This window comes from Oryzibacter oryziterrae (assembly GCF_021864535.1).
GTDB classification, from domain to species: Bacteria; Pseudomonadota; Alphaproteobacteria; order Rhizobiales; family Pleomorphomonadaceae; genus Pleomorphomonas; species Pleomorphomonas oryziterrae.
The window spans coordinates 373,077-396,551 of sequence record NZ_JAKJIC010000001.1; the positions used below are offsets into that span (position 1 = coordinate 373,077).

Here is a 23,475-nt window from a genome sequence, read left to right on the forward strand (position 1 = left end):
CCATGGACTTCCTGATCGGCTGGCTGGCCATCATCCCGAGCTATACGACACCGCTGCTGCTGGCGAGTGTCGGCCTGATCCTGTCGGAGCGAGCCGGCGTGCTCAATCTCGGGGCTGAAGGCATGATGGCGCTCGGCGCCATGACGGCGGCGATCACCGTCCTCGCAGGCCATGATCCCTGGATGGGCATAGCGGCGGGAGCTGCGGCGGCCGTTGCGGTGTCGCTGCTGTTCGGCCTCGCCGTGGTGGTGTTCCGCGCGGACCAGACGCTTGCCGGCCTCGCAGTGGTCGCCATCGGCCTCGGCGTTACCGGAACGGTCGGACGCCCCTATGTGCAACAGACCTTCGGCGGGCTGCCAAAGCTGGGTGATCTCCTGGCGCTCGATCCGGCCAATCCGCTGGGCCGAATCATCGCCGCGCAGGATGTGATCAGCCTTGCGGCCCCGATCCTTGCGCTGGCCGCCTGGTGGTGGCTAATGAAGACACAGGCGGGTCTGCGCCTGCGTGCTGCCGGCGAGAACCCGGCCGCCGCCGACGTGGCGGGCGTCGATATCCAGTTGACCCAACTCGCCGCCGTGCTGTTTGCCGGCCTTATGTGCGGCCTGGCCGGCGCCTATCTGTCGGTCGCCACCAGCCATGTCTGGGTGGAGAACATGGTCGCCGCCCGCGGCTGGATCGCGGTGGCGCTGGTCATCCTCGCCAAGTGGAGCCCGGCCCGCGCCGTGATCGGCGCCATGCTGTTCGGCAGCGCCGACGCGCTGGTGCCGCGCCTGCAGGCCATCGGCGCCGACGTGCCGGTCTACCTCATGATGATGCTGCCCTATGCGCTGACGCTCTTCGTGCTGTTCCTGACGTCGCTGTCGGGACGCGGCTCGGGCGAGCCGGCGTCACTGGGCGCGGTCTATCTCAGGCAGGACAAGCACTGATCAGCGCGACAGCCCTGTTCGTCAGGCGACCTTGCCACGCGCGGCCACGGGGACCGTCTCGATCGTTCCGTCCGGCGACTTCAGATTGACCACATCGAAGAGGTTACTGACGACGCAGCAGTGATTGGGGATGATCTCGATCCGCTCGCCGATGGCGGGCTTGCGGGCGCAGGCCGTGAGATCGATGACCCCGTGCTCCTCGGACAAGGACGTGATTTTTGCTTCCGGATAGGCGGGGATGAAGCCGAAGCCGTCCTGCCCCAACAGGTCCGAGGTCAGCGCCTTGGACCCGGCATCGATGACGGCGCGGGTTTCGGTCGGTCGACTGACGACGGTGGCGAGCACGGTCAGAGCACATTGGTCCATGGAGTTGACTCCACGCGACACCTGGAAGCGGTCGGAATAGATATAGGTGCCAGGGCGGTACTCGGTTACGAGATCCCCGCTTTCGGCCCGGTAGAGGTCCGGCGTACCGCCCGACGAGATGACCGGCGGGTGCAGGCCGGCGGCGTCCAGCGCTGCAACGGCTGCCGACAACCATGCGAAGGCTTCGTCCGGCTTGCCAGCGGCAGGGTAGGTCATCAAGCCGCCGAAGGTGAGTCCGGGTGCGGCGGCGATCCGCTTGGCAAGCTCTACCGCCTCCGCAGGTGTCGTCACACCGCAGCGGCCGAGGCCGGTGTCGCATTCCACCAGCACGATGAGCGGATGCGCCGCGTCAGTGAAGGCGGCGGCATAGCCGTCGATGGTGTAGGCACTGTCGGCGGTCACCGAGATGCGGATGCGTCCGTGCAAGGCCTTGAGGCGGGCGAGCTTGGCAGTCCCTATCAGATTATAGGGCAGGAAGATGTCGTCGAGGCCGGCGTCGGCCATGATCTCCGCTTCGCCGAGCTTCTGGCAGGTGATGCCGACGGCGCCGAGCGCCACTTGAGCCTTGGCAAAGCGCGGCAGCTTGTGCGTCTTGATATGCGGACGCAGTCGCAGGCCCTTGCTGTTGGCATAGGCCTGAGCCCGTTCGAGATTGGCTTCGGCCTTCGCGAGGTCGATCAGCACGCAGGGCGTTTCAAGTTGGTCTGAAGTCAGGGGCATGGATTGTCTCAGTCGCCAATCGGCAGGGAAGGGTCATTGACCTTGTAGGTGTTGAGGCTCTGCTTGATGCGCCGGAGCCGTTCCAGCACCGCCGGCCCGACCGCCTCGGCGGTCAGCATGGCCAGATAGTCGACAGCGACCAGGAGGCCATAGCGGGACGGGGAGGGCTTGTAGAGGTCGAGATCCTCGGCAATGCGGAAGGTGATCGCGTGCTCGGCGGCTGCAGCCAGGCGCGAGCCGGGTGCGGTGATGGCCACGGTATAGGCACCATAGCCGCGGGCAATCTCAACCGCGTCGATCACGGACTTGGCGTGACCTGAGAGCGAGAAAGCGACGACGACGGTCTTCTTGTCGGCGACCGATGCCGTCATGCACTGCAGCTGTCCGTCCGAATAGGCATTCACCTGCACGCCGAGGCGGAACAGGCGGTGCTGTGTCTCCAGCGCCGCAATGGTCGACGAGCCGCCGGAGCCGAACACCAGCACCTGCGAAGCCTTGGCGATTCGATGCGCGGCCAGGGCAAAGGGCTCGCGAACCAGACCGGCGCGCATGCGTTCGACGGCGCCCATGGCGCTGTCGCAGATGCGGTCGAGCTCGGTGCGATCGTCGGTGTCCCCCTTGCCGTCGGTCAGGTAGGCGCCGCCAATGGCGAGCGCCTGGGCCAGATGGAACTTGAAGTCGCGGATGCCATCGCAGCCCACCGTGCGGCAGAAGCGCGTTACAGTTGGTTCACTGACTTCGGCCCGCTCGGCAAGCTCGGCAATCGAGGCGCGGGACGCAAAGCCAATGTCCGAAAGGACCATTCCGGCGAGACGCTGGTCGGAGCGACTGCCGCTTTCGCTGATCTGCCGAAGGGCTTCGACGATGTCGTCCATGCGTTATGTCCTACTGTCCTTCCAGGATCTCCCGGATGAAAGGCAGTTGCCCCGCCGTCAGTCCTGCGTCAACCGCCAAGGCTGTTCCCGTGATGCCCGAGGCAAAGGGCGAGGCGAGGAAGGCGATGGTCTGGGCCACTTCCTTCGGCGTGACGAGGCGGCCGAGCGGATAGAGGCCGAGCAACTTTTCGCGGATGGCCGGGTCGCGTGCGAAGCGGTGATCCCATGCCGGGGTCATCACAGAGCCCGGGCAGACCGCGTTGGCGCGAATGCCATCGCGCCCCAACTCGACTGCGATCGACCGGATGAAGGCGATCAGTCCAGCTTTGGCTGCGGAATAGGCAGGATTGCCGAAATGAGCGAGGCCATTCACCGAGGCCACGGCCACGATGCTGCCTCGTCCTGCGGCACGCATGGCCGGCAGAACCGCATTGATCACCCGGTAGGAGCCGGTGAGATTGATGTCGATTTCACGCAGGAAGGCGGTCTCGTTCAGGTCGTCGAGAGTTTCCGCACGGGTGTATCCGGCGTTGGAGACGACGATATCAGGCGCTCCATTGCGGGCCACGTGGTCGGCCAAAACGGCGCTGATCTTCAGTCCGTCCTCAAGCTCAAAAACCAGCTTTTCCGCGCAGTTGAGCGGTTCCAGCAGCTTTCCGTCGCGGTCAATGGCGGTTACGTCGGCTCCTGCTGCGGTGAACAGATCGACGACCACGCGGCCAATGCCGCCGCCGGCGCCAGTAATCATCACCTTTGAGCCCGAGAAGTCCCACATGACGATGCGCAATCCCCTTTTGCATGCCTTGGCGTCATGCCTCAGTGATAGGCAGACTGCCTGCAAAAATGAAAATCAGCAACATCAATTTTCGCTATTGACAGAAAATTATGAAAGGAATTTACATAGGGACAACAACAAAAAACGAGGGGCTCAATGACGAAGATCGCCTACGGGACGTCTCACGTTCCGTTGTCGCCGGCCGTGCGCGCTGGTGACTACGTCTACATTTCCGGGCAGGTTCCTACGCTCTCCGATGGCTCGGTAGTCCCGGGTGGCATCGAGGCGCAGACCCGTCAGGTCTTGGAAAACATCAAGGCTGCACTGGCCCTTGCCGGTTGCGGGCTTGAGCACGTGGTCAAGACATTCGTCATTCTGGAGGATGCGCGCGACTTTGGTGCCTTCAACAAAGTCTACGCCACCTATTTCCAAAAAGACCCGCCGGCACGAACAACGCTCGAGGCCCGGCTGATGATCGATATCAAGATCGAGATCGAGGCGGTTGCTTACGCGCCACTCGGCTGACCAGGTCGGTTGGGCTCGGGCTGTAACCTGCTGGAAAAGGCAGGGCGGCCAGTTGCCCATCCGCGAGTGTCATGCGACTGGCGCAAGGTCTGAATGATAATCGGGCGCGGCTTGAGCCGCTTCCCGCAACGCTAGTGGTTTGTCCGCGCAAACCTCAATCAAGAACGGTGTAACATGAAAGTCGGAATAGTCGGTCTCGGATTCAGGCTTGGGTATCTCGCCCGCGTCTTCAGTGCGCTGGTTCCGGGCTTCAAGATCGTTGGCTACGTGGACGATGCGCCCGCCGGCATGGTGACGCTCGAGAAGCACAACATCGATCCCGGCAAGCAGTTTGCCTCGATCGAGGAGATGGCCAAGGCGGAAAAGCTTGATCTTTTGATGATCGGTTCGCCCAACCATCTGCATCTGACCCATCTCAAGGCCGGTCTGGCGCTGGGGCTCAAGATCTTCTGCGAAAAGCCGGTGGTCATTTCCGAAGACGAGACCATCGAGCTGCTGGAACTCCTGCGCGAAAGCGGCGGTGTCGACCGCGTGATGGTCGGTCTGGTGCTGCGGTATGCGCCGCTCTATATCGACCTGCGCAACGCGCTGTCCTCAGGTCAGCTGGGCGACATCGCGTCCATCGAGGCTTCCGAGCATATCGCGCCCTATCATGGCGCTTTCTTCATGCGCGACTGGCGCCGCTACACCGAGTATTCCGGCTGCTTCATGCTGGAGAAGTGCTGCCACGACCTCGACCTGTATCAGGGCGCGGTCGGTGCGCGGCCTTCGCGCGTCGCAAGCTTCGGCGGCCGCAAGTCCTTCGTGCCGGGCAATGCCGTGAACACCAACAGCGAAGTCTACCATGTCAAGCCGTCCGGCTGGATGGGCAGCGACAAGGTGTTCGACAGCGACGCTGACATCATCGACTACCAGACCGCGCTGATCGAATATCAGAACGGCGTGTCGATGACCTTCCACACCAATCTCAACGTGCCCGACCTGTTCCGTCGCTTCTGCGTCATCGGTTCCAAGGGCATGGCGGAAGGCGATTTCGTGCGCAACTTCCTGAAGGTGCACGACGCCTACACGTCCGACTGCCTGGTCGACAAGACCTATGAGAACACCGAACTGTCCGACCACTCGGGTGCCGACGAGCGCATGGTGGCCGACATCGCGGCGCATCTGACGACCGGGGCTCCGCTGCCCGTATCGGTGCTTGATGCGCTAGAGGCCGGGCTGACCGCGATCAAGATCGATGAGGCGCGGGTCACAAAGTCCGTGGTTGATATGGCCCCCGTCTGGGCGCGCTTCGACGCCGCGCTCAACGGCACGTCGTGATCTTGGGGAGGGCAGGGGCATGAACCACGAACGCGGCGCTCGAATGTTTGCCTACGCACTGCTTGCGCCGGCCGTGCTTTATGTGGCGGCCATTGTCGCGTGGCCCCTCGTGCAGGAAGTGCAACTGTCCTTCACCAACGCCGGTCTCGCCAAGACTTACTCCTACGTGGGTTTTGACAATTACACCAAGATCTTCCGTTCGGGTTTTGGCGAGATCATCTGGCGGACCTTCACCTGGACCTTCTTTTCGGTCTCCTTCAAGATGATCATCGGCACCTGCGGGGCGCTGATGCTCAATGTCGCGCTGCCGGGGCGTGCGATCTTCCGCACGCTCACGCTGCTGCCGTGGATCGTGCCCATGGCCATCGGCATCTTCATGTGGGGCTGGATGTACAACGGCCAGTTCGGGATGATTTCCGGTCTGCTGCAGAATTTCGGCATCACCTCGGGGCCGGTCGCCTTCCTCGCCCATGGCGATACCGGCTACTGGGCGACCGTCATGACCGACGTCTGGATCGGCACACCGATGGTGACCTTCTACTTTCTGGCCGCCATCCAGTCGATCCCGCGCGATCTCTATGAAGCTGCCTGGGTGGACGGTGCCGGTCGCGCCTACCGCTTCCGTCGCATCACGCTGCCGATGATGGTTCCGGCGATCCTGACCATGTCGATCATCTCGCTGATCTCGACCTTCAACTCCTTCGACATCATCTGGATCCTGACGCACGGCGGGCCGAACGGCGAGACCACCACCATGGTGATCGACACCTACAAGGTGGCAATCGGCTCCTACAAATACGGCGAAGGTGCCGCCCGTTCTGTGATGGTGGGGCTGTGCCTCGGCGTGTTCTGCCTCTTCTACTTCCGTCTCGTGAACCGGCTGTCCTCAGCCGAGCAACTCTGAGGAACCGCCGCCATGATGGACAAATTCCGCTGGTACGAAAAGCTGGGCATCTACTGCGGGCTCTTCGTCTTCCTGTTCTACATCGTCGGGCCGTTCATCGAGGGTTTCAACGTTTCCCTCAAGCCGCTGTCGCTGCTGTTTTCCTCGCCATACCGCTTCTGGCCGGAGAATCCGAGCCTCGAAGCCTACCAGACCATGTGGGTGAACGTGCCGCTGCTCGGGCGTTACATGCTCAACAGCGTGTTCATCGGCATCATCGCCACAATGATGGGCCTGCTTCTGATCGTGCCAGCCGCCTATGCGCTGGCCCGCCTGCCGGTGCCGGGCCGCTACATGTTCCTCAACGGCCTGATGATGGTGAACATGTTCTCGGGCGCCGTGCTTATCATCCCGCTCTACCGGATGATGCGCACCTTCGGCATCCTCAACACCTATGCCGCCATGATCATTCCGGGCGTCGCCTTCATCATCGCCACCGGTGTCTGGCTGTTGCGCGCCTATTTCCTGCGTATCCCCAAGGAGCTTGAGGAAGCGGCCTATGTGGATGGCGCTAGCCGTCTCTATACCCTGCGTCGCGTGATCCTGCCGCTGGCCGCTCCCGGCATCCTGGTTGTCGCGATGTACTGCTTCCTGACCGTTTACTCGCAGCAGTTCATCTATGCGCTCACGTTCAATTCCAAGTCTGAATACATGCCGCTCGCCGTGGGCCTGCACGCCTTCTTCGGCCGGCAGGAGGTTTCCTGGAACGAGTTGATGGCCGCCAGCTTCGTCGGCATTGCGCCGGTGGCGATCGTCTTCACGCTCCTGCAACGCTATCTCGTCGCCGGTCTGACGGCTGGCGCCGTGAAACAGTGAGACTGTCGTCTGGTCGGACATCTCATTGAACAAGAACGAAACTGTTTCCAGAGGAGAAGGACCAAGAACATGACGAAAGCTTCCAAGATTGCGTTCGGTCTGGCTGCCGCTTTGCTGTCGACCACCTCGCTGGCCCTCGCCGAAGACACCACGATCACCTTCATCCAGTGCGGCGACAGTGTCGACCCGACCTATCCGCCCTTCATTTCCGAATGGGAATCCAAGAACCCCGGCTTCAAGGTCAACATCGAGCCGGTCGGCTGGGATCAGTGCCAGGACAAGGTGACGACGCTTGCCGCCGCCGGCAACCCGCCCGATCTCGCCTATGTGGGTTCGCGCACCCTGAAGCAGTTTGCCTCGAACGACCTGATCGTTCCGGTGCCGATGTCGGATGCCGACAAGGCCGGCTATTATCCGAACATTCCCGATACCGTGACCTTCCAGGGCAATCAGTGGGGCATTCCGGTGGCCTTCTCCACCAAGGCTCTCTACTGGAACAAGGACCTGTTCAAGGCCGCCGGCCTCGATCCCGAGAAGCCGCCGCTGACCTGGGAAGAAGAGCTCGCCGACGCCAAGGCCATCAAGGAAAAGACCAACATTGCCGGCTTCGGCATTGTGGCCAAGACCTTCGACAACACCATGCATCAGTTCATGCACTGGGTGTACACCAACAACGGCAAGGTGATCGACGCCGACGGCAAGATCGTCCTCGACAGCCCCGAGAATCTCGAGGCGCTGACCGCCCTCAAGGCCATGGTTCCCTATGCCGAGGAAGGCCCGACCGCCTACGAGCAGAACGAAGTGCGCGCCATCTTCCTCGATGGCAAGATTGGCATGATCCACGCCTCCGTCGGCGCGGTGAACAAGCTCAAGGACGCCAAGTTCGCCTGGGGCGTGACCAACCTGCCGCTCGGCCCGCATGCCAAGGGTCCCGGCACGCTGCTGATCACCGACTCGCTGGCGATCTTCAAGGGCACGGGCCACGAGGAGAAGGCGACCGACCTCGCCAAGTTCCTGACCAACCCGGACAACCAGTTCAAGTATGAAGTCTCGAACGGTCTGACGCCGCTGCGTCCGGTGCCGGGCGTCAAGGACCTGGTTGCCAAGGATCCGAGCTGGAAGCCGTTCCTCGAAGGCATCTCCTTCGGTGGTCCGGAACCGCTGTTCCTCGACTACAAGGGCTTCCAGGACGTGATGATCAACATGGTCCAGTCCGTGGTGACCGGCGCTGCCGAACCGGCTGACGCCCTCAAGAAGGCCGCTGCCGACCTCGAGCAGTACAAGTAATCGAACCCCAGTCCCGCGGCGCATGTTCCCCGCGCCGCGGGACCTCTCGCCCCGTTGAGACAGACGGGACACCTTGCAGTTTTGATTGAAGACCGGAGGATGGCGCGTGGGCCAGCTCAACATCAGGAACCTGTGCAAGCGCTTCGGTGAGGCGGAAGTTCTGCGCGACATCTCTCTCGCGATCGAGAATGGCGAGTTCGTCGTCTTCGTCGGCCCGTCCGGCTGCGGCAAGTCCACGCTGCTGAGGTCCATCGCCGGCCTTGAAGAAGTGACGTCCGGCGATATCGTGATCGACGGCAAGGTCGTCAACATGCTGCCGCCGGTCAAGCGCGGCATCGCCATGGTGTTCCAGTCCTATGCGCTCTATCCGCATATGACCGTGTTCGAGAACATCGCATTTCCTCTGCGTGTCGAAGGACTTACTGAGAGCGACGTACGCACTCGCGTGGAAGCGGCCGCCGAGGTCCTGCACCTCAAGGAACGGCTGCAGCACAAGCCCGGACAGCTGTCCGGCGGCCAGCGCCAGCGCGTCGCCATCGGTCGCGCCATCGTGCGCCAACCCAAGATCTTCCTCTTCGACGAGCCGCTTTCCAACCTTGATGCGGCGCTGCGTTCAGACATGCGCGTCGAGCTGCTGCGCCTGCATAACCAGCTTGGCTCGACGATGATCTATGTGACGCATGACCAGATCGAAGCCATGACCATGGCCGACAAGATCGTCGTGCTCAATGCCGGCAAGATCGAGCAGGTCGGCGGGCCGATCGAACTCTACAAGCGTCCTGCCAATCGCTTCGTCGCCGAGTTCATCGGCTCTCCCAAGATGAACTTCTTTGACGGCACCTGCGTTGATGCCGGCGGCGCCACCACCACGGTGGAGGTGGAACTCGTCGGCCGTGTGACTGTGCCGCAGTCTACACCGGCGACACTGGCCGGGCAGAAGATTTCTCTCGGCATTCGTCCAGAGCATATCGTGCTGGGCGCCGGCCCGGTGACGTTGACCTACAAGGCGGCCGTGGTCGAACGGCTCGGCCTGCACACCATCGTGCATCACTACATGGACGACAACGGACGTAACGCGACCGGCCTGTTCAACGGCGACGTGGGCGTGTCCGTCGGCGACGATTTTGCGGTTAGTTTCAATCCCGAGGATTGCCTGCTGTTCGATGCGGCCGGCATCCGTCAGGGCAACGCGGACTGAGCCATGACCCACCAAGACGTACTCTCCGGCGGGCAGCCCGGTGCTGCCGCGCGCTGCACCCTCGTCACTCGCTGGACGCCCCCGACCGCCACCGAGCGTGGGCGCTATCTGTTCACCCTGACCAACGGAACAGGAGAACGCCTCAAGGGCTTTCGTCTTGCCTTCTGCGGTCCGGCGCGTATCGACCTCAAGGCGCCCGCTCCGGACAACGCGTTGCTGTTGCGTCGCTTTTCCAATTTCACCGAGGTCGCCATGCTGGGCGACGGTGTGGTGGAACCGGGCGAAAGCTGGACCTTTCTGATCCACGGGACCCAGGCGCCGCTGCGCCATTTCACCGATGCTGCGCGCACCTCCTATGTGACGCTCAGCAACGGCAAGATCCTTCCCGTCGACGTGGGTTATTCGGTCTCCGACGCCTTTGGGGCTGGCGAGCCGAAGTTCGGTTATGACGAGATCGGCCCGCTCGGTGACATCGTTGACGGGCTCGCCCTGGCACCCTGGCCGGCAAACGTCAAGGTTTCCGGCAGCCGCGCCGCAATGCCGATGTCGGTGGCAACGGATGGTGTCGAGCAGGCCGCTGCCGTCAATGCTTTCCGCGACATTGCCGCGACCGTGTTCCCCCAGCACATCTTCATCGGCAACGGCTTGCAAGCGATTGCGGTGCGGCTGCAAAAGGCTGATCTGGCTGCTGAAGCCTATCGGATTGTCTTCGGCGAGACCGTGATCCTCTCCGCCGCCGGCGAGGCTGGCTGGCTTTATGGACTGATCACGCTGGGGCAGATCCTGCGTGGCGCCTGGGAAGCGCCTGATGCGTGCCGCTTCCCTGAGACCGGTCAGATCGATGACGCGCCGCGTTTTGCCTGGCGCGGGTCGCATCTCGATGTGGCGCGCCAGTTCTATCCGATCGGGGAAATCCGCGACCTTCTGGCCATCATGGCCTGGAACAAGCTCAACCGCTTCCACCTCCATCTCACCGAGGACGAGGCCTGGCGCTTCGAGGTGGCGGCCTATCCGGAACTGACCGCAGTGGGGGCCTATCGTGGCGCCGACATGCCGATCCCGCCGCTGCTCGGCAGCGGTCCGGAGGCGAGCGGCGGCCATTATTCCAAGGCCGACCTCAAGGCTCTGGTGGCAACCGCGGGCGCCTGGGGCATGGACGTGGTGCCCGAGGTGGACGTGCCGGGCCATTCCTATGCCGCGATTGCCGCGCTGCCCAAGCTGCGCGACCCCGGTGAGAACGGCGAGTATCTGTCGATCCAGGGCTTTCCCAACAACTGCCTGAACTCCGGCGTGCCCTTTGTGCGCGAGTTTGCCGAGGCGGTGTTTGCCGAGCTGATGGACATCTTCCCCGGCAAGTGGATTCACGTCGGCGCCGACGAAGTACCTGACGACGCTTGGGAAACCTCGCCCGCCGCCAAGGCGCGGCTTGCCGAGATCGGTGGCGGCGGCTGGCATGAGTTGCAAGCCGACTTCCTGAAGCGGGTCTACGGCCAGATCCGCGACGCCGGCCGTGTGGTCGGTGCCTGGGAGGAGGGCGCCCATGGTGGCGGCATTGCGCCGGAAGGCAGCTATCTCGTGGCCTGGCGGAATGCGGCCATTGGTGCGGAGCTTGCGGCGCAGGGCTATGACGTGGTGATGAGCCCCGGGCAGGCCTATTATCTCGATATGGCCCGCTCCACCGACTGGTGGGAGCCGGGTGCCAGCTGGGCCGGGGTTTCCAGCCTGCAGCATACCTATGAGTTCGATCCGCTCGATGGTTTTGCCAAAGAGCATCAGGGCCGCATGATCGGCATCCAGGCCTGCATCTGGTCGGAGCCGATGAGCGACCGGCGGGTGTTCCGCCGTCTGGTGTTTCCCCGCCTGTCGGCCATTGCCGAGACGGCATGGTCGCAGGAAAAGAACCGCGATTTCAAGCGCTTCGTGGCGGTCGCCCGCTTCCTGCCCTATCGCCCGCTGGAGGACTGAGGGATGCGTGTTGCCGTTGCCGGCCTGCATATCGAATGCAGCACCTGGAATCCCGTTCTCACGCGGATGGAAGAGTTTCGCGTGCTGCGCGGCGCTGCGCTGACAGCGGCGCCGCAGTTCGACTATCTCGCTGAATCAACGCTGGAATTCGTTCCACTGCTGCATGCGCGCGCCATCCCGGGCGGGCCAGTGGCCCGCGAGGTCTATGAAAGCCTCAAGGCCGAGGTGCTGGAGCGTCTTGCCGCCGCCGAACCGCTCGACGGCGTCTATCTGCCCATGCACGGGGCCATGTTCGTCGAGGGCTACCAAGACGTCGAGGGTGACTTCATCACGGCCATTCGCGCTGCTGTCGGGCCGGACCTGCCGATCGCCACGTCCTATGATCTGCATGGCAACGTGACGGCCAGGATCGTCGATGCCATTGATATCTTTGCCGCTTACCGCACCGCGCCGCATATCGACACGCGGGAGACGGCGGTGCGGGCGGTGCGCATGCTGGAGCGCTGCCTGACCACGGGCGAGAAGCCCTTCGTTGCCTATGCGCCCATTCCGGTGCTGCTGCCCGGCGAACGGACGGCCACGACCGACGAGCCGATGAAGTCGCTCTATGTGCCGCTGCCGGCGTATGACACCCGGGCCGGGGTCTGGGATGCCAACCTGATGGTCGGTTATGTCTGGGCGGACGAGCCGCGCTCGACGGCGACGGCGGTGGTGACGGGCACGGATCGCCAAGCTGTGGCGCAAGTGGTTGAGACCATTGCCAAAAGCTACTTCGATGTGCGCGAAGCCTGCGTCTTTCCGGTGACGGTTGGGTCGATTGACGAATGTGTTGCCGCCGCCAAGATGGCCCCGACGGGGCCCGTTATCCTCGCCGACAGCGGGGATAACCCGACCGGTGGCGGCGCCGGCGATCGGCCGGATCTGCTCAAGGGGCTGATTTCAAACGGCATTTCAGATGCCGTTGTGGCCGGCATCGCCGACCCGCAAGCGACGGTCGCCTGCTTTGCGGCCGGCGAGGGCGCCGAGATTTCGACGACGGTCGGTGCCGCCCTCGATTCCATCAACGCGACGCCGCTGCCGGTGCGCGGCAAGGTGTTGCGTCTCGTCGAAGGCGCCGGCGGCACGGATCGCCAGGCTGTTCTCGACGTAGGCGGCATTCGCGTCGTGCTGACTGCCAAACGCCGCCCGTTCCACAACATAACAGACTTCGCGGCACTGGGGATTGATCCGGCAAGTGAAAAGCTGGTGGTGGTCAAGTCCGGCTACCTGTCGCCTGAGCTGGCGCCGCTTGCCAATCCCGTGTTGATGGCGCTTTCGCCCGGCGTGGTGGATCAGGACATCGAGCGGCTGCCGGTTCGGCAGATCGGTCGTCCCATGTATCCGTTCGACAAGGCCTTTTCCTTCGCACCGTCGGTGCATTTCAGTTCGCGTTCCGGGAGGACCCAATGACCAAGCCGCTTATCGAAGTCTGCGTCGAGGGGATCGATGGCCTGATGGCCGCCGAGGCTGCGGGAGCCGACCGCGTGGAGCTCTGCGCTTCGCTGATGGAAGGCGGGCTGACGCCCTCCATGGGCACGATCAAGACCGCGCTCGAACGGGCAAAAATCCCGTTTTATCCGATCATTAGGCCGCGTGGCGGCGACTTCCTCTATTCGGACCTCGAGTTCCGGACCATGCTGGCCGACGTGATCGCCTGCCGGGAGATCGGCATCAAGGGCGTGGTTTTCGGTTGCCTGACGCCGGATGCACGCTATGACGAGGCGCGCATGTCGGCTCTGGTTCAGGCGGCCGGACCGATGTCGACCACCTCGCACCGCGCCTTCGACATGACGCGCGATCTTGGCGAGGCTGTCGAAGCGCTGGTGCGCTGCAAGGTGGAGCGCGTGCTCACCTCGGGCCAGCGCGACAGCGCGCTTGAAGGGCTCGAAAACCTCAAGACGACCGTTCAGCTGGCGGCTGGCCGGGTCAAGGTGATGGCCTGCGGTGGGCTGACGCCGGACAATATCGTGAAGGTGCGCGACTATTCCGGCGCGCCGGAGCTGCATTTTGCCTCGCTCGCCAAGGTGCAGAGCGGCATGGTCTGGCACAATCCGCATGTGGGCATGGGCTCGACCGACAAGGCGCGCGAATATGAATTGACCATTACGGATCAAGCGCTTGTCGCTGCAACCATCGCGGCTGCGAGGTCCTGACGAATGGGAGAAGCCATGGCGTCCCCGCTGTTCATTCGCGACGCGCGCGTCATCGACGGGACCGGTGCTCCCTGGTTCCGGGCGAGCGTGCGTCTCGCGGGCGGGCGGATTGCCGAGATCGGCCCGAAGATTGCTCCGAAGGCCGGCGACAGGGTGATCGACGCCGGCGGTCGCTGGCTGGCGCCGGGCTTCATCGACGCCCATTGCCACGACGATCTGGTGTTCCTGCGGGACCCCGACCGGCCCGAGAAGATCGCCCAGGGCGTGACGACCATCGTCACAGGCAATTGTTCCTTCTCGCTTTTTCCGGCGACGGAACCGACCCGGGAGCTGATTGCCGGCCATTTCGGCTCGCTGCTCGGGTCCACGGATCCCGACGAGATCTTCCTGGATTTTCAAGGCTATCGCGACCGGCTGCACAGCCAGGGGATTGCGCCCAACATCGTACCGCTCTGCGGGCATGGGCCGATCCGGCTGGCGGTGATGGGTTATGACAACCGTCCTGCAACCGACGCCGAGCTGGAGCGCATGCAGGCGCTGCTGAAGGCGCAGCTGGATGCCGGTGCGGCGGGACTTTCCTACGGCCTCGTCTATCCGCCAAGTGCCTTCGCCGATCCGCGCGAACTGGTGGCGCTGGCCACCACGGCGGCTGACTGCGGGCGGCTGGTGGCGGCGCATGTGCGCTCCTACGAGGGCGGCCTGATGACCTCGATCGAGGAATTTCTCGAGATTATTCAACAGGCTGGCGCGGCAGGCCTCTTGTCGCATCTGCAGGCGGCGGGGCGCCCGAACTGGGGGGTGATACCCCGGGCGATCGACCGTCTGGAGACCGCGCGGCAGGACGGCATCGACGTTTCCTTCGACATGTATCCCTACATGGCCGGATCGAGCTACGTGCTGCAGCTGCTGCCACCCTATGCGCTCGATGGTGGTTTGCCGGCGCTTCTGGAACGGCTGGCCGATCCCAGGATTTCCGCCGAGCTCAAGCGCTGGGTGGAGGAGGGTGACGGCAACCCGGACATTCAGTCGAAGATCTCGCTGATCGGCTGGGGCAACATCCAGCTTTCGGCGATTGGTGCCGAGGAACTGAAGCCGCTCGAAGGCATGCGGATGGATGCGGCGGCGGCTCAGCTGGGTATCGATCCCTTTGATTTGCTTGTGCGTTTCGTCCGCGAAGACGAGGGGCAGACGTCGATCGTCATGTTCCAGCTGGATGCCGAAGACGCCCGTTGCGCCTGTTCGAACCGGCTGCACATGGTGGGATCGGACGGCCTGCCGCGACCGGGTGCCAAGGTGCATCCACGCGCCTACGGAACCTTCCCGCGCATGGCTGGGCCCTTGGTAAATCAGGAGAAATGGTTCGCGATCGAGGATGCGGTGCGGCGGATGACGTCGATCGCGGCGCAGCGTTTCGGCCTGTATGACCGCGGCATCCTGCGGCCCGGTGCCGTGGCGGATCTGGTGCTGTTCGGCGACGATATCGGCGATCGCGCCACCTTTGCCGACCCCTTGCAGTCGCCGACGGGCATCTCCGACGTGATCGTGGCGGGCGTGCCCGTCATCGAAAATGGCGTGGCGACAATGTCACGTCCAGGTCGCGTTCTCTGACGGTGCGCCAGGCGCCAATGTCACCCTTATGGAACCCATGTAACAACGACCCGGAGCAGGCCCGAAAATGCCCTTCATGACCAACCCATTCCCCAACGATCCCGACCGCAAGGCGATCTGGACCATGCTGGTGCAGCGCGACATCGACGCCTATATCGCCGGCGACTGGTCCATGGTGGCGGGCGACTTCGTCGAGGACGGCTTCCTCGGCATCAACGCCAAGGCCTCGGCCAACCCCGACACCTGGCGGATCGGCTTTCCGACGCTGGCCGCTTATCGCGACGAGTGGCTGCGGCAGGCAGCCGAGACCAAGGCGACGGCCTTCGCCGAGGATCCGCGCGCGGCGATCTACCGGGCGACCAACCTGCTGCACATCGACCTGACCGGGGACATCGCCGTCGCACACAAGAAGTTCGACGGCACCATCGCCAAGGCCGACGGAACCAAGGACGTGCTGAACTGGCAGACGCTCTACTTCTGCCGCAAGGTGGATGGGGTGTGGAAGCTGACCGGCTTCGTCGGCTACATGCCGTTCCCCATGGGCGGCAAGTGATCTCGTGAGACCTGGAACACTCGCCGATCAGGTTGAACCAAGCTGATCGGCCAGCGGCGGCTCAAACTTTTGAATGGGGAGCGGGGTGACGGTCGTCACTCCGCTCTCTTGATTCAGGCGGGCATGCGGCCGGCGGCCTTGAGAGCCGACAGGAAGGCCTCGGCCTTGGCGGCGACCACTTCGGGTGCGTCGCCGGCCTTGTAGAGCGACGAGCCGATGCCGAAACCGGCGACCGGGACGCCCGTCCAGCGGTCGATATTGTCGGCGGCAACACCTCCCACCATCAGCACCGGCACAGCACGCGGCAGGACGGCGGATAGGGCGCGGATGATGGCTGGGCTGGCGGCTTCGCCGGGGAAATATTTCAGCACATGGGCGCCGGCCTTCAGCGCGGCGAAGGCCTCGGTGGGCGTCATGAAGCCGGGCATGCTGAGGAGACCGGCGGCGCGGCTGGCGGCGATCACGTCCGGGTCGGTGTTGGGCGAGACGATCAGGCGGCCGCCGGCCCTGGCGACGTCGGCGACATCCTGCGGCGTCAGCACCGTGCCGGCTCCGATCAGGGCGCGGCCTTCGAAGGCCCTGGCCATGGCGGCGATGGAGGCGAGCGGGTCGGGCGAATTGAGCGGCACCTCGATGACGGTGACGCCGGCGGCGACGAGAGCCTCGCCGACCGCGACGGCTTCCTCAGGCTTGACGCCGCGCAGGATGGCGACCACGGGGCACTTGGCGAACCAGCCTTGAAACTCGGCGAATATGGTCATGACACTCAACTCTGCTGGCTTTGGAGGATGCGGGCGAGGCCGGACAGGAAGGCCTGTTCGCCGCTGATGAGGGAGGCGCGCCGGCCCTTGGCGGCGAGCGCGCGGCTGTAATTGTCGGCGATGACGCCGGCGGCGACCAGGACGATCGGCAGATCGGCGGGCATCAGGGCAATGGCCTCGTGAACCTCGCTGCCGATCAACAGGCCGGAGAGATAGGGCTTGACGCCGGTGGCGGCGAGGTCGCCGCCGAGCACGAGAGTGCGGGCGTGGAAGGCACGGTTGGTGAGGCCGCCGTCGGCAGATGCGGCGGCGAGGCCACGGTCGAAATCGGCGGTCGTGTCGATTCCGGCGGCGGCATCCTCGGCCAGCAGCCGCAGCACGGAATGCTGGGTGAGGAGCGCGAAGAACTCGCCGGTCATGAAGGAGCGGAAGGTGGTGATGCGGCCGCCCTGGCGCAGCGCCCATTTGGAATGGGTGCCGGGCAGGATGACGATGGCGTCGCCATCGCCCGCGCCGAGGATCTGGGTTTCCTCGCCGCGCATGACGTCGACCACGGCGGCGGACCGGTCGATCAGGCCGGGGATGATGGAGATGGGGCTGCCCTGGCTCGCCTTGAAGGTGAGGCCGGCGGCGGCAATCTCGGCAAGACCGGCGGGACAGGGGGCATAGGGCGCCTCGCGCCAGCCGTTGCGGCTGCCGATCATGCCGGCCATGACGACAGGCAGGGCGGGATCGGCGGTGAGCCAGTCGCCGCATTCGCGGAGCAGGACCGGCTCGAAGGCGCCATTCTTGACCTGGGCGACGCCGTCGTCGCAGGAGCGGACATCGAGAACCGTACCGTCGCTGGCGACCAGATAAGCGCGAAAGCGGCTGGTGCCCCAATCGACGGCCACAAACAGGGGACGCTTGGCGACAGCGGTTTCCAGGGCTTCCTCAGCCATGCGAGCCTCGCTTTTTCCGGAGGATTTGGGGGAATCGGTGACTGGCACGCGAGGCCCTCGGACGAGGAGAGCATAATGGCAGAAAAGCCGTTGGAAATCATGGGGCTTGCGCGAAAATCTTCACAGAAAATGTGCTGCCGGTTTGGGGGGAGTCCGCGGCGTAGGGGGCAGCAGACGGCGAGGTTGACAAGGCTGGCGAGCAAGCCGCAATTCCTGCTTCAGGAGGGGGCCATGACCAAGCTCAGGGTTTACGACGAGCACGACCATCTGCTCGCGCTTGATCTGCGCGACTTGTTGAAGCTGCTGGCGCCGCGGTCGTTGGCTGCGCGCTGGACGGTGGCGCCCGTGAGGGAGGCGGACGGCGAAGCCCGTTTCGAGGCAACGGGCGAGGAGGGCGAGCGGCTTGAGCGTCTGGCGCAAGTGGGGGCGACGGTGACCGGACAGGAGCTGGCGGCGATGGCCGCAAAGGTCGGGCAGGTCATCTGGGGCGAGTTTGTCGGGATGGAGACGACGGCACCGGGCTCGCCATGGGTGATCATCCGCGCCATCGATAGCACATGCTATGAAATCGAGACAGATGACATGGCGGTGCTGAACAAGGTCAAGGTGACCTATCGGCAGGTCCGCTAGGGCGTTGGTCGAAACACTGGTCGCGTATTGGGTGTCCGGTGATCTGTCGCCAAATTGCAATCCTGATACGAATTACTACAGACTGACATGGTTCAGACACACATGTTTCCCCCTGTTTTCTGGTGCCTGCATCGAACAATCAATTCCTCTTCATTTCAGATGTTTACGCTTGTCTTGGCCTGGGGCGAGGGCCATGTCTCAAGGGAACGCGCGCGCTGCCGTCGCTGATGCCGGGATCGGGGATGCGGCGCGCCCAAACGCAAAGATTGCAGATGCCGACCTTCCTTTCCGCCGAACACGCCCCATCTTCAGGTGACTTTTTCGAACGCGGCAGGGCCGTGACGAAGATGGGCGTGAGCCTGCCAACCCCGGAGCTTTCATCATGAGTTCGCCAGCAAAGCGCAGCCGGGGCGGCAAGACCGTGGTGTATCTGCTTCTGATCCTGCTGCTCGCAGGCGGCGGCTACTGGGTGAAGACAAGCTATTTCGGCAAGGCGGCGCCGACCTACATGACCTCGGTGGTCGGCAAGGGCAACGTGGAGGTGACGGTGCTCGCCTCCGGCACGCTGCGGCCGGTCAAGCTGGTGGCGGTGGGCGCGCAGGTATCCGGGCGGATCACCAAGGTGCCGGTGGGCCTGGGCGACAGCGTGAAGGCGGGCGATCCCATCGCGGAAATCGACTCTGTGACGCAGCAGAATGCGCTCAGGACGGCACAGGCCTCGCTGGCCAATATCGAGGCGCAGCGGGACGAGAAGCAGGCGACGCTGACGCTGGCCGAGCAGACGCTGGCGCGCCAGCAGGCCGTGCTGGCCCAGAATGCCATTTCGCATGCCGATTTCGAGACGGCGGAAGCGCAGGTGAAGACGACCAAGGCGCAGATCGCGGCGCTGGAGGCGCAGATCAAGTCGGCGCAGGTAGCTGTCGATACGGCCAAGGTCAACCTGGGCTATACGCGCATCACCGCGCCGATCGACGGGACGGTGCTCGCCATCGTCAGCCAGCAGGGGCAGACGGTCAACGCGGCGCAGTCGGCACCGACCATCGTGATCCTGGGACAGCTCGATCAGATGACCGTGCAGGCCGAGATTTCCGAGGCCGACGTGGTGCGGGTGGCGCCCGGCCAGAAGGTGTATTTCTCCATCGTCGGCGATCCCGACCGGCGCTATGACGCGACGCTGCAATCGATCGATCCGGCGCCGGAGAACATCAAGTCGGACTCGAGTTTCTCGACGTCGAGTTCGTCGAGCAGTTCGTCGTCATCGTCCACGGCGGTCTATTACAACGGCAATTTCAACGTGCCCAATCCGGACGGGCGGCTGCGCACCTACATGACGGCGGAGGTGCACATCGTGCTGGGATCGGCGCAGGATGTGCTGACCGTGCCCTATGCGGCACTGGGCGAGCGCGACAAGGACGGCCGCTACAAGGTGCGGCTGCTGGCCGCCGAGGGGCGGGTGACCGAGGCCTGGGTGAGCATTGGCCTCACCGACAAGATCACGGCGCAGGTGACGGACGGCTTGTCGGAAGGCGATCGGGTGATCACCGGCGAACGGGCGGCCGGGGCCGCGGCATCCTCCGTCCGTCTGGGCGGCCCGCCGGGAGGGCTGTGAGCCATGGCGGCCTTCATCGAGATCGAAAAGCTCCGGCGGGATTACCCCTCGGGAGAGGGCACCATCACCGTGCTCAAGGACATCGACCTGACCATCGAGGCCGGGGAGATGGTGGCGATCGTCGGTGCGTCCGGCTCGGGCAAGTCGACGCTGATGAACATTCTCGGCTGTCTCGACCGGCCGACGTCGGGCAGCTATCGCGTGGCGGGACGGGAAGTGGCGTCGCTGGAGGCCGATGAGCTGGCGGCGCTGAGGCGCGAGCATTTCGGCTTCATCTTCCAGAAATACCATCTGCTGTCGGAGTTGACGGCGCTCGGCAATGTGGAAGTGCCGGCGGTCTATGCCGGTCTGCCGCCGCAGGCGCGCGCCGAGCGGGCCAACCAGCTGCTGACGCGGCTCGGCATGTCCGACCGCACCGAACACAAGCCGGGGCAGCTTTCCGGTGGCCAGCAGCAGCGCGTTTCCATCGCGCGGGCGCTGATGAATGGCGGCGAGCTGATCCTGGCCGACGAGCCGACCGGCGCGCTCGACCGGCGGTCGGGCGAGGAGGTGCTGCGCATTCTCGAAGAGCTCAACGCCGAAGGCAAGACGGTGATCATCGTCACCCACGACATGCAGGTGGCGGGACGGGCGCGGCGGGTGATCGAGATTTCGGACGGAGAAATCCTCGCCGACCGCAGGAACGAGCGTCCGCCGGTGGAGACGACGACGCTGGAAGCGGACGGGACGGCGCCGGGGCGATCGCGCGGCGGCTGGCTGCGCAGCGTCGCGGACCGGTTCAAGGAAGCGCTGCGCATGGCCGTGCTGGCGATGCTGGCGCATCGGCTGCGCACCTTCCTGACCATGCTCGGTATCATCATCGGCATTGCCTCGGTGGTGACGGTGGTGGCGCTGGGGCAGGGCACGCAACAGATGGTGCTGGCCAACATCTCGAGCCTTGGCACCAGCACGCTGGAGGTTTTTGCCGGCAAATCCTTTGGCGACACGCGGTCGGGCCGCATCACCACGCTGGTGGTGGCCGACGCGGAGGAGCTGGCCAAGCAGCCCTATGTGACGGCGGTGACGCCGACCGTCTCGACCTCGGCGGTGGTGCGCTCGGGTTCGATCGTCGCCAATGCCATGGTCAACGGCGTGGGCGACCAGTATTTCGCCGCCAAGGGCACCAAGCTGGCGAGCGGCCGGTTTTTCGGGGCCGACGACGTGGCGGCGCGCGGCCAGGACGTGGTGATCGACGAGAATACGCGCAAGACGCTGTTCGAGGACAGCGGCGTCGACCCCTTGGGGCAAGTGATTCTGGTGGGCTCGGTGCCCTGTCGCGTGGTGGGCGTGACCGAGCCGCAGCAGGGCGGCTTCGGATCGAGCCAGAATCTGTCGATCTTCGCGCCCTTCACCACGGTGCAGACGCGATTCCAGGGATCGAGTTCGCTGCGCTCGATCACCGTGCGCGTGGCCGATGACGTGGACACCAAGCTGGCCGAGCAGGATGTGACGCGCTTTCTGGAGGCGCGGCACGGAACCAGGGACTTCTTCATTCTCAACACCGACGACATCCGCGCCACCATCACCAGCACCACGGAAATGCTGACGCTGCTGGTGGCCGCCATCGCGGTGATCTCGCTGGTGGTGGGCGGCATCGGCGTGATGAACATCATGCTGGTGTCGGTGTCCGAGCGCGTCAACGAGATCGGCGTGCGCATGGCGGTCGGGGCGCGGCAGAGCGACATCCTGCAGCAGTTCCTCATCGAGGCGGTGCTGGTGTGCCTGATCGGCGGCTTCATGGGCATCGCGCTGTCGGTCGGCGCCGGACAGGCGATTGCGCTCAGCACCACGAAGTTCCAGCTGATCTATTCGACCACCTCGATCGTTGCGGCCTGCCTGTGCTCGACACTGATCGGCGTCGTGTTCGGCTATCTGCCGGCCCGCAACGCGTCCAAGCTCGACCCGGTGGTGGCGCTGGCGCGGGACTGACGGTGTGCTGCGCCAAAGGTTGCCAAATAATAAATCGCAGATTCCCAAAACAAGACGCCAGCGTAAAGCATTTGCTTACCATGATTTGTCATGATTGCTTCACCGGTCGAAGCCTGCCTTCGGATTGCCACAGCTGTTCTCAAGTGTTGCGGTGAACCAGCGGGTTTCTGTGCTTACCGACCGGCGGTGTAACTGTTGAGTGCGAGTAGATGGCGGCGGCAGCGGCAGTTTTCAGTAGCGGATGCGAGCCGGTTTCTTTCCGGATCCCTGTCAGGATTGACGGGCTTTACCGTAGCGCCCTGGTCGCGTTGACCGGTGTTGCGACGCTTTCGTGGATGGCCATGACCTTGAACATGGTCGGCACCATGAACGAGACGCTTTCGACGGTGCACTTGTCTTCCTATGACGCAGGACTGGACCTGCGGCCCTTGCCGCTGACGGTGCTGCCGGGCGCGCATCAGTCGGCCTTCGATCGCCCCTCGCTGTTGCCGGCTGCCGGCATGGACGACGCGTCCGGGCTGACGGCGGATGCCATCCGCCTGTCGCGCGAGAAGGCGGCGACCGCGGCGCTGGCCGGGCGGATGTCCGATGCGCTCGGCGGTTATGCGGCGACGGCTCTGGCCTATGCGGCGCCGACGATCACCCGCCTTGAGCAGGCGCACATGCGCCTGGTGCTGAACGATCCGGCGGAAGCCGCCGTGAATCGCGAACGGCACGCTCTTGATTTCACACAGAAATTTGTCAGCGGCCAGTGGGATTCCTACAAGATTGCCGTGGCGCCGCCGCCGGTGCCGATTGTTCGGCCAAAGCCGCCGGTGGTGCTTGCCGCGCCGGCCAAGACGGAAGCGCCCAAGGTGGTTGCGGCCGCGACGGTTCCGGCTGTCGCCGCGCCTGAGCAGCGGGTGAAGCCCAAGCCGACCGTGGAAGCCGAGCCGAAGGTGGCGGCGATCAATCCGGGCTCGCTGCAGGGGCTGCCGGGCCGCGACAGCGGCGTCGCCGTCTATGATCTGTCCGCCGGCGTCGTCTATCTGCCGAGCGGCGAAAAGCTGGAAGCGCATTCGGGCATGGGCCAGATGCGCGACAACATCAAGTATGTGCATGTGAAGATGCGGGGCGCCACGCCGCCGGGTATCTATAACCTCACCTATCGCGAAGCGCTGTTCCACGGCGTGCAGGCGCTGCGCCTGACGCCCACCAATGGCGTCGCGCCGCTTGGCCGCAATGGCCTGTTGGCCCACACCTACATGCTGCGCGTGCCCGGCGACTCCAACGGCTGCGTGGTGTTCAAGAACTACAGCCGCTTCCTCGCGGCCTTCAAGCGCGGCGAAATCCGCCAGATGAAGGTGGTGCCGAGCGTGAAGCCGTCGGCTACACAGCGGGTGGCGTCGCTGTTCTTCGGCTGAGAGCTTGGCCTAAACTTTACCGGACCCTGCGTGTGATACCTGTATTTTGCTATTTTAACGGGCGGCCGGCAGGGCTGTACTGACGATTGGCAAG

At 64.3% G+C, this 23,475-nt stretch carries 21 protein-coding genes; 16 read left to right on the forward strand and 5 right to left on the reverse strand.

Annotated features, from left to right (window positions below):
• Positions 1–2 precede the first annotated feature (2 nt).
• The gene (locus L2I41_RS01700) at positions 3–926 is read left to right on the forward strand and encodes an ABC transporter permease (protein WP_237151764.1); all 924 of its coding nucleotides are present in this window, start codon (positions 3–5) and stop codon (positions 924–926) included.
• A 21-nt stretch (positions 927–947) separates the two neighbouring features.
• Here L2I41_RS01700 and L2I41_RS01705 read toward each other — a convergent pair whose 3' ends face one another.
• Genes L2I41_RS01705 through L2I41_RS01715 form a run of 3 tightly spaced genes read right to left on the reverse strand, consistent with a single transcriptional unit; the run spans position 948 to position 3,662 of the window.
• Positions 948–2,012: a D-TA family PLP-dependent enzyme gene (locus tag L2I41_RS01705; RefSeq protein WP_237151765.1), complete on the reverse strand. Its 1,065-nt coding sequence runs from the start codon at positions 2,010–2,012 to the stop codon at positions 948–950.
• A gap of 8 nt (positions 2,013–2,020) precedes the next feature.
• Positions 2,021–2,887: a MurR/RpiR family transcriptional regulator gene (locus L2I41_RS01710; RefSeq protein WP_237151766.1), complete on the reverse strand. Its 867-nt coding sequence runs from the start codon at positions 2,885–2,887 to the stop codon at positions 2,021–2,023.
• 10 nt (positions 2,888–2,897) lie between these two features.
• Entirely contained in the window at positions 2,898–3,662 is a 765-nt protein-coding gene (locus L2I41_RS01715; protein ID WP_237151767.1) for an SDR family oxidoreductase, read from the reverse strand.
• Positions 3,663–3,818: 156 nt separating this feature from the next.
• Here L2I41_RS01715 and L2I41_RS01720 point away from each other — a divergent pair, with 156 nt between their 5' ends.
• From L2I41_RS01720 to L2I41_RS01770, 11 genes are all read left to right on the forward strand, one after another.
• Positions 3,819–4,187: a RidA family protein gene (locus tag L2I41_RS01720; protein WP_237151768.1), complete on the forward strand. Its 369-nt coding sequence runs from the start codon at positions 3,819–3,821 to the stop codon at positions 4,185–4,187.
• Between the two features lie 174 nt (positions 4,188–4,361).
• Positions 4,362–5,507, forward strand: coding sequence for a Gfo/Idh/MocA family protein (locus L2I41_RS01725; RefSeq protein ID WP_237151769.1), 1,146 nt, complete (start codon positions 4,362–4,364; stop codon positions 5,505–5,507).
• 19 nt (positions 5,508–5,526) lie between these two features.
• Positions 5,527–6,411: a carbohydrate ABC transporter permease gene (locus L2I41_RS01730; RefSeq protein ID WP_237151770.1), complete on the forward strand. Its 885-nt coding sequence runs from the start codon at positions 5,527–5,529 to the stop codon at positions 6,409–6,411.
• 12 nt (positions 6,412–6,423) lie between these two features.
• Positions 6,424–7,266, forward strand: a complete 843-nt coding sequence (locus L2I41_RS01735) for a carbohydrate ABC transporter permease (RefSeq protein ID WP_237151771.1) — start codon at positions 6,424–6,426, stop codon at positions 7,264–7,266.
• 69 nt (positions 7,267–7,335) lie between these two features.
• A complete protein-coding gene (locus L2I41_RS01740; RefSeq protein WP_237151772.1) occupies positions 7,336–8,553 on the forward strand; it encodes an ABC transporter substrate-binding protein in 1,218 nt (405 codons plus the stop codon).
• A gap of 106 nt (positions 8,554–8,659) precedes the next feature.
• The gene (locus L2I41_RS01745; protein WP_237151773.1) at positions 8,660–9,751 is read left to right on the forward strand and encodes an ABC transporter ATP-binding protein; all 1,092 of its coding nucleotides are present in this window, start codon (positions 8,660–8,662) and stop codon (positions 9,749–9,751) included.
• 3 nt (positions 9,752–9,754) lie between these two features.
• Positions 9,755–11,716 carry a beta-N-acetylhexosaminidase gene (locus tag L2I41_RS01750; RefSeq protein ID WP_237151774.1) on the forward strand — a complete coding sequence of 654 codons (1,962 nt, stop codon included), beginning with the start codon at positions 9,755–9,757 and terminating at the stop codon, positions 11,714–11,716.
• A 3-nt stretch (positions 11,717–11,719) separates the two neighbouring features.
• Positions 11,720–13,165: a M81 family metallopeptidase gene (locus tag L2I41_RS01755; protein WP_237151775.1), complete on the forward strand. Its 1,446-nt coding sequence runs from the start codon at positions 11,720–11,722 to the stop codon at positions 13,163–13,165.
• Positions 13,162–13,908 carry a copper homeostasis protein CutC gene (locus L2I41_RS01760; protein ID WP_237151776.1) on the forward strand — a complete coding sequence of 249 codons (747 nt, stop codon included), beginning with the start codon at positions 13,162–13,164 and terminating at the stop codon, positions 13,906–13,908. The genes L2I41_RS01755 and L2I41_RS01760 overlap by 4 nt, the downstream gene beginning before the upstream one ends.
• A 15-nt stretch (positions 13,909–13,923) precedes the next feature.
• The gene (locus tag L2I41_RS01765; protein WP_237151777.1) at positions 13,924–15,516 is read left to right on the forward strand and encodes an N-acyl-D-amino-acid deacylase family protein; all 1,593 of its coding nucleotides are present in this window, start codon (positions 13,924–13,926) and stop codon (positions 15,514–15,516) included.
• Between the two features lie 67 nt (positions 15,517–15,583).
• Positions 15,584–16,069: a hypothetical protein gene (locus L2I41_RS01770; protein WP_237151778.1), complete on the forward strand. Its 486-nt coding sequence runs from the start codon at positions 15,584–15,586 to the stop codon at positions 16,067–16,069.
• Positions 16,070–16,182: 113 nt separating this feature from the next.
• Here L2I41_RS01770 and L2I41_RS01775 read toward each other — a convergent pair whose 3' ends face one another.
• Both L2I41_RS01775 and L2I41_RS01780 read right to left on the reverse strand, forming a co-directional pair.
• Positions 16,183–16,830, reverse strand: a complete 648-nt coding sequence (locus L2I41_RS01775; protein ID WP_237151779.1) for a 2-dehydro-3-deoxy-6-phosphogalactonate aldolase — start codon at positions 16,828–16,830, stop codon at positions 16,183–16,185.
• A gap of 5 nt (positions 16,831–16,835) precedes the next feature.
• Positions 16,836–17,771 (reverse strand): 2-dehydro-3-deoxygalactonokinase, encoded by a 936-nt coding sequence (locus L2I41_RS01780; protein ID WP_237151780.1) that lies wholly within the window; start codon positions 17,769–17,771, stop codon positions 16,836–16,838.
• Between the two features lie 231 nt (positions 17,772–18,002).
• Here L2I41_RS01780 and L2I41_RS01785 point away from each other — a divergent pair, with 231 nt between their 5' ends.
• The 4 genes from L2I41_RS01785 (at position 18,003) to L2I41_RS01800 (ending at position 23,381) form a co-directional block, all read left to right on the forward strand.
• On the forward strand, positions 18,003–18,401 hold the full coding sequence (locus L2I41_RS01785; RefSeq protein WP_237151781.1) for a hypothetical protein: 399 nt from the start codon (positions 18,003–18,005) through the stop codon (positions 18,399–18,401).
• Positions 18,402–18,783: 382 nt separating this feature from the next.
• A complete protein-coding gene (locus L2I41_RS01790) occupies positions 18,784–20,010 on the forward strand; it encodes an efflux RND transporter periplasmic adaptor subunit (RefSeq protein ID WP_237151782.1) in 1,227 nt (408 codons plus the stop codon).
• A gap of 3 nt (positions 20,011–20,013) precedes the next feature.
• Positions 20,014–21,978, forward strand: a complete 1,965-nt coding sequence (locus L2I41_RS01795; protein WP_237151783.1) for a MacB family efflux pump subunit — start codon at positions 20,014–20,016, stop codon at positions 21,976–21,978.
• Between the two features lie 341 nt (positions 21,979–22,319).
• Positions 22,320–23,381: a DUF2778 domain-containing protein gene (locus L2I41_RS01800; protein ID WP_237151784.1), complete on the forward strand. Its 1,062-nt coding sequence runs from the start codon at positions 22,320–22,322 to the stop codon at positions 23,379–23,381.
• Positions 23,382–23,475: the final 94 nt, after the last annotated feature.